This window comes from Lentiprolixibacter sp. (assembly GCF_982873095.1).
Genome location: NZ_CEYNTP010000104.1, coordinates 1 through 8,992 on the forward strand (window position 1 = coordinate 1; position 8,992 = coordinate 8,992).

The following is an 8,992-nucleotide window of genomic DNA, read 5'->3' on the forward strand; positions in this document are numbered from 1 at the left end:
GAAGTGGCGATAGGTTTGCTCCACCACCCCTTTTCTCGCATCTATCAATATAATTGCTACCTCAGAGGTAGACGCCCCTGTTACCATGTTTCGAGTATATTCCACATGACCCGGGGTGTCCGCGATGATATAACTTCTGTTCTGGGTTGAAAAATAGATGTGCGCCACATCAATGGTAATCCCCTGTTCCCTTTCAGCGACAAGACCGTCTGTGGCCAGGGAGAAATCAAGGTAATCATATCCTTTTTTTCTGCTGCTGTACGCTATGGCCTCCAGCTTATCTTCCGTAAGGCTATGGGTATCGTACAACAACCTCCCAATCAGCGTACTCTTTCCATCATCTACGCTGCCAGCAGTCGCAATTTTTACAACATTCATCATGAATAGGTTTTTTTGAAGCGGCGTGCTTCCATTAAAAATTGATCTGAAGAATAAACCCTTTAAAAATATCCCTGTTGTTTTCGTTTTTCCATTGCTGCTTCCGATCGCTTATCGTCTATGCGGGCTCCCCTTTCAGAGATCCTGGAATCGCGGATTTCAGCCACTACTTTCTCGATGCTATCAGCACGGGATTCAACCGCAGCTGTACAGGACATATCCCCCACGGTCCTGAACCTTACCCAGCGCTCTTTCACGATTTCATCCTCGGACCGGAATACGATGTCATCAGCCGCAGTCCATATTAATCCATCCCTCATAAAAGTGTGCCGCTTATGTGCAAAATACAGGGAAGGAATCTCAATTTTTTCCTTTTCGATATAACTCCAAACATCCAGTTCGGTCCAATTGCTGATCGGGAACACCCTTACGTTTTGGCCGAGGTCTATATGACCATTAAGCATGTCAAAAACTTCTGGCCGCTGGTTTTTTTCATCCCACTGTCCAAAATCATCCCTCACGGAAAAGATCCTTTCCTTGGCACGGGCCTTTTCTTCATCCCGTCTGGCCCCACCAATGCAGGCATCAAACTTAAACTCCTCTATAGCATCTAACAGCGTTGTTGTCTGCAAGGTATTCCTACTTGCGTATTTACCTTGTTCTTCCGTTACCCTTCCCTGATCAATTGTATCCTGGACGTGTCTTACAATCAATTCCATACCGAGATCTTTTACCAATTGATCGCGAAAGTTGATCGTCTCATCGAAATTGTGGCCCGTGTCGATATGCAGCAACGGAAATGGAATTTTTGCGGGATAGAACGCTTTTTGCGCCAGTCGGACCAAGGTTATGGAATCCTTGCCTCCCGAAAAAAGCAGTACTGGATTCTCAAACTGCGCTGCCACCTCCCTGATAATATAAATAGCTTCGTGTTCCAGATCGTTATTCGGTACCGTGGCCAGGGGCATCGTTTTGGTCAAATTGCTAATTATTGTCTCCAAATCAGAACGTGTTAGATTTTTTATTTGAATGTTTAATTAGGTATGCAATCCGCATTCCCGGTGCTCCAGTACCTTAGTTGGATCGTAATAGTGATGTTCATTGGGAAGGTTTCTTTCCTCCAAATAGGCATCCAACTCCGGGTCACTCCAGTAATGAAAAGGGCTAACCTTAAGAATCCCGTCCTTGCTTATGCTGAAAATGTTGAGCTTATCCCGGTGCGCCGTTTGTCCTTTTCGAAGATTGGTAAACCAGACATCCGGCTGGTGGTCTTTCATCGCTCTCCTGAAAGGTTCCAGTTTAACCTGTTCTGTGAAAAGGGTGTGATTCGGATTGTCAATATTCGGAACACCCATACTTACGTCCCGGTATGCTTTTGTTTGTTTAGGGACATAAAGCCTAATGGAAAGACCCAAACGTGTAATAACATCCTCGGCATGCCTGTAGGTGTCTGGAGTATTATAACCCGTATCGCACCAAATAACCGGCACGCTGGGGTTTACCTCACTCACAGCATGTAGAATTGCCACTTCGTACGGCCTGAAATTGGTGGTTATGATGGCGCGGTTTGCTTTATCCAAAGCCCAGGAAACGATTTCCTCCGGTGAGGCTTCCCGAAACTTTGCATTGAGCTGGTCAACTGTTTTTTGTGAAATGTCCATAAAAATATCTTTTTTAGTTTCCTACACTATTTACCCCATCTTACCCGATTCCATATGCGTTCATGGATAAAATACAAGACCATTTTACTAAGTAATTCTACAAACCCGATTGAAAAAGCGAGGGAAAGGGTCCCGGTAATAATCCAGGAAATGACCACAGTATCGGTCGTACCCAATATGCGCCAACTGATAGATTTTACTATACTTCGTTCCGGCCTCTCCTCCAGGGTCCCGGAATCCAGTCGTTTTTTCTCTGCGTTCTTGCCAATCCAGAGGTAGTCCAGAAACATAAATAATATATATCCTATCGATTAACTAGAGTTTACAAATGTACTATTTAAAATTTCATATCCTAATCCGATGGGATGAGATTGTCCTATCTCCTTGAAGTTTTACAGACTTTTAGCAAATACTGTTGCAAAATTGAAGATATAGCAATGAATTGCTCAAAAACCCCTACTAGTTTCGGGAAATCAGGTCTTCCAGGGTAGTATTCCTGTAGACGCGAAGGGCACTATCGCGTACGTCTAGCATTAACTTGTTAACAACGCAAGTATTCTCGTCTTCACAATCCGCACATTTCTCGTAAAAATTCAAACTTACGCAGGGTATCATGGCAATCGGACCTTCTAATGCTCGCATCACAACTGTCATCTGAATTTCATCCGGCTGCTTTAAGAGGTAATACCCTCCTCCCTTTCCTTTCTTTGATCCCAGTATCCCTGCCTTTCTCAAAGTGAGCAGGATACTCTCCAGGAATTTCTGTGAGATATTTTCATGCTTTGCAATCTGTGCTATCTGCACAGGCTGCCGGTCCTGTATGGAAGCCAGATAGGCCAGGGCCTTTAGTCCATATTTTGTTTTTTTGGAAAGCATCCAATAAATATAGGCAAAATCAGTTGAGACAGCGGAGCCGGTCTTTCTCTGTATCTCGTCTTACTTCCTGCCACCAAATCCTTATTATCTTTACTGAGATTAAAGAATTTACTCCTGAAATTCAGGAACTTCAAACGCCTTTCACGTATTTTCGGATTGAAAATTGGTCCAAGCAGCTGTTCCATCTGCTCAAATTCCATGAGAAAGGCATCGTGGCCATGAACCGAGCGAATTTCGCCATAGGTCACATTGCTGTTAGCCCGTGCCAGTTGCCTGTAGGTATCACGGTTTTCATTAGCCGTAAAGAACAGGTCTGAATCTACACCGATGATGTGGATGTGGGTATCACTCTCCTGAAGTTGCGTAAAGGCCGTTTCCCCTTCTCGTGTGATGTCTATGGTTTTTAATAAGTGATTGGTCAGTTTGTAGGCCGAAAGCTGAAAACGCTCCTGCAGTTTCTTGCCGTGATGAATAAGCCAACTCTCCACATTAAATACCTGAAGTTCCTCATTGGTGCTCCTTTTGAAGCGTTGCTTGAAGGACTCCGGGGTGCGATAACACAACATGGCGTGCATCCTGGCGTCGTGCACAGGTTGCCTGGAGTTCAATAGGAATTGTTCCTGAATCTGACAATTGGCAATCAGCCAGTCGGTGGATTTCCAGTCGGTTGCCACGGGTATAAGGTGCTTTGTGAGAGCAGGGCGTAAAGCGGCCATTTCCCAGGCAAGGCCTCCACCAAGGGAGCCCCCAATAATGGCATACACCTCATGGATGCACAAATGCTCCAGGCCCTTGATAAAAAGTGCTGCAATATCCCTGGCGATAAAGCCTTTGTAATTTTCGATCAGGAAACCGTCGTATCCATTTCCAGGTATGTTGAAGGACAGTACAGTATATTTTTCTGTGTCGATGCATTTTCCGGCGCCTACCAGTTCGGACCACCAGCCCGTTTCTCCGGCTACATTAGAATTTCCGGTAAGGGCATGGTTAACCACTACTACAGGAGCCGTGTGCAACTCCTTGCCGAAGCACTGATAGGACAGCTTAATATCCTGTTGCCATCCACTGTAGGTGGTAAACCCGGGAATATCGATAAAATCAAGTACTGTAACTGTTTCCTCCATCCTTTTGATTTCTGGGGGAAAACCTTTCCGTTTGGTAAGGAAACCCCCATTTAAATGAGCTTATTTCAGTAGTTAAGCGGTACCGGAACATCCAGTGTGGCAAAGGCTGCTTCTAGATCGGCCTTCAGGTCTTCAAGGTCCTCCAGACCCACTGAAAGGCGGATCAGGTCCTTGGTAACTCCTGTAGCCTCCTGTTCAGCATCGCTTAATTGCTGATGCGTGGTACTTGCCGGGTGAATGATAAGGGATTTGGTGTCACCTATATTCGCCAAAAGGGAGAAAAGCTGGGTAGTATCTGCTATTTTTTTAGCCGATTCATAGCCCCCCTTCACGCCAAAGGTCACGATACCACTTTGTCCCTTCGGAAGATAGGTCGCTGACAGCCCGTGATATCTGCTGCTTTGCAGTCCCGGATAATTTACCCAGGCTACTTCTTCGCGGGTTTCCAGCCATTGAGCAAGTGAGAGCGCATTCTCACTGTGTTTCCTTATCCGCACTTCAAGGGTCTCAAGTCCCTGTATGATTTGAAAGGCGTTATATGGGCTGAGGCAGGCACCGTGGTCGCGAAGCCCCTCAATCCTCACTTTGGCAATAAAGGCTGCAGGGCCCAGGGCATCGTGATAGACCAAACCGTGGTATCCGGGTGAGGGCTCTGTAAACTCCGGGAATTTCCCGTTCGCCCAGTCGAACGTACCGGCATCGATGATAGCTCCCCCCAATGCAGTCCCGTTCCCGTTAATGTATTTGGTCAGGGAATGGATCACTATATTGGCCCCATGCGCTATAGGGTTGAGCAAGGCTGGTGATGCAACGGTGTTGTCTACGATAAATGGAACCCGGGCGGATTTCGCCTGTTCCGAGATTGCCCTGAGGTCCAGCACGTCCAGTTTTGGGTTGCCAAGGGATTCCACAAAAAACGCTCGCGTATTCTCCTTAACAGCCCTTCCGAAATTTTCAGGATCGGCCGGGTCCACAAAGGTGGTGGTAATACCCAAACGGGGCAGGGTTACGCTCAACAAGTTAAACGTGCCTCCATAGAGGCTGTTAGAAGCCACGATATGGTCTCCGCTTTTAAGCAAAACCAACAGGGCGGTGTTGATAGCTGCAGTCCCCGAAGAAGTTACCACCGAGGCAATACCTCCTTCCAAAGCGGCCAGGCGTTGTTCCAGGATATCGTTGGTGGGATTGTTTATCCGGGTATAAATATTCCCGAATTCCGCAAGGGAGAAAAGATTAGCTGCATGGTCAGAATCCTTGAAGACATAGGCGGTACTCTGATAAATGGGCACTGCTCGTGTTCCGCCGTTGGCTGCCGGATCGTGCCCGGCATGCAGGGCATTGGTACTAAATTTTTGTTCACTCATGATTTTTGTTTTTAATTAATAATTAGATTAAATAAAAAGCCAAACCCCCATGTCCCATATCGCGGGATATCGGGTAAAATCAAAAAGTTATAAGAAAGAAGATGTACAGCCTGAGCTGCGGATTGTTATCTGCCCCAAAACTGGGATAGAATTTAGCACCTTCTCTGCATTGGGAGCAAAGGGTTGCTAAGGCTTCATTGGGTCTATTCCCTCCACCTTTCTTGATAACTATTCAATACGTGTTTGAACTTTGAATGCCAAATATAACCACAGATATTTGGAATTTCCTAATCCTATCTGATAAAATTACAAATCAAAGGCCTTTTTTATGGCGTCAACCCTATCCAGTTTTTCCCAGGTAAAGAGTTCCACTTCCTTTTCAATTCTGCCGCTGTAAGGTGATTCAAATACCTTTTTCACCTTTATCGGGGTCTTTCCCATGTGCCCGTAGGCAGCGGTTTCCAGGTAGATCGGGTTACGGAGTTTAAGGCGTTCTTCTATGGAGTAGGGCCGCATATCAAATAGCGCTGCCACCTTTTTAGCGATTTCCCCATCAGATATCTCCACATGGGCCGTCCCGTATGTGTCCACAAATATTGAGGTAGGTTCTGCTACCCCAATCGCGTAACTCACCTGTACCAGTATCTCATCTGCGACACCTGCTGCAACCAGATTCTTGGCCGCATGTCTTGCGGCATAAGCAGCGCTTCGGTCCACTTTACTGGGGTCTTTACCGCTAAACGCACCACCCCCGTGGGCCCCTTTTCCCCCGTAGGTGTCCACTACGATCTTACGACCGGTAAGCCCGGTATCCCCATGTGGGCCTCCAATGACAAATTTTCCAGTAGGATTAACATGGTAGGTAATCGCATCGTCAAACAGCTCCTGGATATTCTTCGGTAATTTGGCCTTCACACGAGGGATCAGAATACCAATCACATCTTCTTTGATTTTCGCCAGCATACGATCATCATCCTCATCAAAAGGGTCGTGCTGGGTAGAAACTACAATCGTATCGATTCGCTCAGGAACATGTTCATCAGAATAGGAAATCGTCACTTGTGCCTTGGCATCAGGGCGCAAGTAGGGCATGTCCTTTTCTTCACGCCGGATCACGGCCAGCTCTTCCAGTATTTTGTGGGAAATATCAATGGCAAGGGGCATATAATTCTCCGTTTCCCGGGTGGCATAACCAAACATCATCCCCTGATCCCCGGCCCCCTGGTCTTCCTTGCGTTTCCGGACCACCCCCTGGTGGATTTCTGCAGATTGCTCATGAATGAGGGAGATCACCCCGCAGGAATCCCCGCTGAATTGATATTCCCCTTTGGTGTAGCCAATATTGTTGATGGTATTACGTGCAATGTGCTGCAAGTCCACATAGGTTTTGCTCTTCACCTCCCCGGCCAGGATCACCTGCCCCGTGGTAACCAGGGTTTCACAAGCTACTTTGCTATTCGGGTCAAAAGCTAGGAAATTATCAAGCAGGGCATCACTGATCTGGTCAGCGATTTTATCCGGATGGCCTTCACTAACCGATTCCGAAGTAAATAAATACGACATTTTGTAACCTTATTGGGTGAAGAAGAGATGGAGTCCGATTGCGGTGTGAAGTCAATAAATTCCCTTTGTCAGGGAAACTACTGCTTTAGCATTTTTCATATCCACATTTTTGCGGAATAGAGGTTGCAATCAGTCAAATCTCTCCTCTTAAATTCAGATCGCAAAAGTACGTAATTGCACAGGAAATAAAAATTTTGATCCGCCCAAATTTCAATCCGTATTTCAACAACTATTTTTTCTCGTACCCGAGATACTTTGTATATTGTATCCCTTTGAAATTACGAATGTAATCCTAAAACCATTCATCTAAAATGCACATAGCTGTTGCCGGAAATATTGGTGCCGGAAAGACTACGCTTACCAAACTCCTGGCCAAACATTACAGGTGGGATGCCCATTTTGAGGATGTCGTTGACAATCCCTACCTGGATGATTTTTACAACAAAATGGAACGCTGGAGCTTCAACCTCCAGATTTATTTCCTGAACAGTCGGTACCGACAAATCCTGAAAATCAGGGAAAGTGGTAAAAATGTAATCCAGGACCGGACCATATATGAGGATGCCCATATATTTGCGCCCAACCTACATGCTATGGGATTGATGACCAACCGGGATTTCAGCAATTATACCAGTCTTTTCGAACTTATGGAATCCCTGGTACTACCCCCCGACCTGCTGATTTACCTCAGGAGTTCCATTCCTAATCTGGTGAACCAGATCCACAAGCGGGGGCGGGATTATGAAAATACGATCTCCATTGACTACCTCAGCCGGCTTAACGAACGCTATGAGGCCTGGATACATAGTTATGAGAAGGGGAAAATGCTGATCATCGATGTTGACGAAATTGATTTCGTGGACAATCCGGAACACCTGGGGGAGGTGATCAACAAGATAGATGCAGAAATCCACGGATTGTTCTGATATCCTACAAGAAATAAAAAAAGCCCTGATAATCAGGGCTTTTTTATTTTTATATTCCTAGCTATTTTTGCTCTTCTTCAACTTCAACCTCTTTGACCACCTTCTCGATCTTTACCTGAAGGGTATCGTCCGCTTCATCTAAGGCCGCGATTTTAGCTTTTACCTCTTCCTTGGTCCCTTCAAAGACCTGCTGATCTTCTTTAACGGTTCCGTCTTCATTGATAGTGGTAGTAACCACAGCCTTGAAAAGACCGTCTCCCAGGTCTTCCATTTCCACAGTGACTTCCTTCTTGATCTCTTTCTGGACCATTTCTGTAGCCATTTCACTTTCATTGTATGCGGTAACTGCATCGGCAGATATGGCAATACTCGGCGCAATAACCAGGGCAACAACAGACATCAGCTTGAGGAGAATGTTCAGAGAAGGGCCAGAAGTATCTTTAAACGGATCCCCAACGGTATCCCCTACTACAGCAGATTTATGGGCATCTGTCCCTTTTCTGCCTTCTGCTTCGATCATCTTTTTGGCATTGTCCCAGGCACCTCCAGCATTGGATTGGAAGATCGCCATTAATACTCCGGCTGTGGTAACTCCTGCCAGCAAGCCTCCTAGCATTTCAGCGCCCCCGATAAAGCCTATTGCCACTGGTACGGCAATAGCCAGTATCCCGGGCAGAACCATCTCCCGGATAGAGGCTTTGGTAGATATTGCGACACATTTTTCATATTCGGCAACTCCGTCAGCTGCATCAAAAATCTTACGGTCTTCAGCAGAAGCTTTGGACATATCCGAATCGTACTTTCTCATTACCTCAAGGGCGGCATTCAGTTGTGGGATATCGCGGAACTGCCTCCTTACTTCCTCGATCATGGACATGGCTGCGCGACCCACAGCACCCATGGATAGTGAAGAAAATACAAAGGGCAGCATGCCTCCTATAAGTAATCCGGCCATGATATCGGGCCTGGATACATCAATAGCAGTAACATTAGCGGTTTTCATAAAGGCGGCAAAAAGTGCCAGGGCGGTAAGCGCAGCAGAAGCGATCGCAAAACCTTTCCCAATAGCTGCGGTAGTATTCCCAACAGCATCTAATTTA

General features: G+C 46.2%; 9 protein-coding genes, 1 pseudogene and 1 riboswitch. Of the genes and pseudogenes, 1 reads left to right on the forward strand and 9 read right to left on the reverse strand.

Going from position 1 to position 8,992, the window contains the following annotated elements; translation table 11 throughout:
- The 8 genes and pseudogenes from AC4E7D_RS07700 to metK all read right to left on the reverse strand — a co-directional run.
- A partial coding sequence (locus AC4E7D_RS07700; protein WP_490173238.1) for a GTP-binding protein occupies positions 1-378 on the reverse strand: 378 nt, incomplete at its 3' end.
- Positions 379-440: 62 nt separating this feature from the next.
- The gene (cysD, locus tag AC4E7D_RS07705; protein ID WP_490173239.1) at positions 441-1,346 is read right to left on the reverse strand and encodes a sulfate adenylyltransferase subunit CysD; all 906 of its coding nucleotides are present in this window, start codon (positions 1,344-1,346) and stop codon (positions 441-443) included.
- 69 nt (positions 1,347-1,415) lie between these two features.
- Entirely contained in the window at positions 1,416-2,039 is a 624-nt protein-coding gene (locus AC4E7D_RS07710) for a phosphoadenosine phosphosulfate reductase domain-containing protein (protein WP_490173231.1), read from the reverse strand.
- 26 nt (positions 2,040-2,065) lie between these two features.
- Positions 2,066-2,329, reverse strand: coding sequence for a DUF2061 domain-containing protein (locus tag AC4E7D_RS07715; RefSeq protein WP_490173232.1), 264 nt, complete (start codon positions 2,327-2,329; stop codon positions 2,066-2,068).
- A 169-nt stretch (positions 2,330-2,498) separates the two neighbouring features.
- Positions 2,499-2,915, reverse strand: a complete 417-nt coding sequence (locus AC4E7D_RS07720; protein ID WP_490173233.1) for an RrF2 family transcriptional regulator — start codon at positions 2,913-2,915, stop codon at positions 2,499-2,501.
- 107 nt (positions 2,916-3,022) lie between these two features.
- Positions 3,023-4,039: pseudogene (locus tag AC4E7D_RS07725) on the reverse strand (alpha/beta fold hydrolase); the annotation flags it as partial.
- Positions 4,040-4,104: 65 nt separating this feature from the next.
- Positions 4,105-5,403 carry an O-acetylhomoserine aminocarboxypropyltransferase/cysteine synthase family protein gene (locus tag AC4E7D_RS07730; RefSeq protein ID WP_490173234.1) on the reverse strand — a complete coding sequence of 433 codons (1,299 nt, stop codon included), beginning with the start codon at positions 5,401-5,403 and terminating at the stop codon, positions 4,105-4,107.
- Between the two features lie 122 nt (positions 5,404-5,525).
- Positions 5,526-5,634: riboswitch (SAM riboswitch) on the reverse strand.
- 75 nt (positions 5,635-5,709) lie between these two features.
- Positions 5,710-6,966 (reverse strand): methionine adenosyltransferase, encoded by a 1,257-nt coding sequence (metK, locus tag AC4E7D_RS07735; protein ID WP_490173235.1) that lies wholly within the window; start codon positions 6,964-6,966, stop codon positions 5,710-5,712.
- A 311-nt stretch (positions 6,967-7,277) separates the two neighbouring features.
- Between metK and AC4E7D_RS07740 the strand changes: the two genes are divergently transcribed.
- Entirely contained in the window at positions 7,278-7,892 is a 615-nt protein-coding gene (locus AC4E7D_RS07740) for a deoxynucleoside kinase (protein WP_490173236.1), read from the forward strand.
- Positions 7,893-7,953: 61 nt separating this feature from the next.
- Here the strand turns inward: AC4E7D_RS07740 and AC4E7D_RS07745 are convergent.
- Positions 7,954-8,992: sodium/proton-translocating pyrophosphatase (locus AC4E7D_RS07745; RefSeq protein WP_490173237.1), on the reverse strand; the 1,039-nt coding region annotated here is incomplete at its 5' end.